This is a genomic window from Stutzerimonas kunmingensis, assembly GCF_014764705.1.
Classification (GTDB): domain Bacteria; phylum Pseudomonadota; class Gammaproteobacteria; order Pseudomonadales; family Pseudomonadaceae; genus Stutzerimonas.
Genome location: NZ_JACXXG010000085.1, coordinates 1 through 1,296 on the forward strand (window position 1 = coordinate 1; position 1,296 = coordinate 1,296).

At 65.4% G+C, this 1,296-nt stretch carries 1 pseudogene; it reads right to left on the minus strand.

Features of this window, described 5'->3' with window-relative positions:
• A pseudogene (locus tag IEG05_RS23530) lies at positions 1–1,223 on the minus strand (IS3 family transposase); the annotation flags it as partial.
• Between the last annotated feature and the right edge of the window lie 73 nt (positions 1,224–1,296).

The window sequence follows — 1,296 nt, forward strand, 5'->3', positions numbered from 1 at the left end:
GGCCTCGGCATAGGCGTTGTCATTGCTCACCCGCGGGCGGCTGAACGAGGGCATCACACCCAGGTTCTGCATGGCCGCCAGCATGGTCGAGCCCTTCATCGCGCTGCCGTTGTCCGAGTGCAGTACCAGCGGCTGGCCTGCCCGCTGTTCACGTAGGCAGGCCTGGCGTAGCAGCTGGGCGGCCTGCTCGGCGCTTTCACTTTCATGCACCTCGTTGGCCACCAGCTTCCGGCTGTAGACGTCCTTGATCATGTACCAGTAGAAGTAACGGCCCTTGACCGTGGTCGGCAGCCAGGTGATGTCCCAGCACCACAGCTGGTTCGGGCCGTCGGCCACATGGGTCGTCAGCGCTCGTTTCACCGGTGGGCGGCTACGACCGCGCGGATGCTGCTGTTCGGCGTCCTTCAGCAACCGGTAAAAGGTCGACTCCGAGGCCAGCCAGGTGCCCTGATCGGCCAGCCGCGCCACGATCTGCTGCGGCGGCAGGCTGGCAAACTCGGGCTGGTTGGCGACCTCCAGCACGCGGCGGCGCTCTTGCGGGGTCAGCTTGTTGGCCGGCTCAGCTCGTTGTGCCGAAGGACGCCGATCCTCCGGGCAGTGCTGCCAGCGCTGTAGGCTGCGCAGCGACAGGCCCAGTTCGGCGCAGGCCTGCGCCCGCCGCGCTCCCGCCACCACGGCGTCCTCGATCAACTGCAGCGTTTCACGGCGATCCGGGGCGCTGATCATTCGTCCTCGTCCTTCCCCCAGAGCGCCTCGGCTTTTTTTCGCAACACCAGCAGAGCCGCGGTTTCTGCCAGCGCCGCATCCTTGCGCCGCAGTTCACGCTCCAGCTGCTTGATGCGCTTCTTCGCGGCCTTTTCCTCTTCGCGTTCGCGCCGGGTCTTGATCGGCTGAGCCAGGCTGTTGGCCTGCTCGCAGGCTTCGCGCCAGGCGTTGATCTGCTCGACATACAGGCCTTTGCGCCGGCAGTACTCCGCCAGCTCAGCCGCATTGAGGCTGGCGCTTTCCAGCACCACCCGAAACTTGTCCTGGCTCGACCACTGGTCGGCCTGCTGTCCATCTCCCGGCACCACTGCTCCCGCTGCTCTGGCCTGTTTGCGCCAAGCATACAGGGTGGCATCAGTAATGCCTGTCGCTTCCACCAGCTCCGGCACCGTCCGGTTCAAGGGCGGCATCATCTGCCGCACCACCCACTCCCGATGCTCTATCGAATAACGCGCCACACGGCTCTCACTTCCGCCCACCGACCAAGACTCATCGAATCAACTCACACGACAACTATCCTGACGCGGCGGG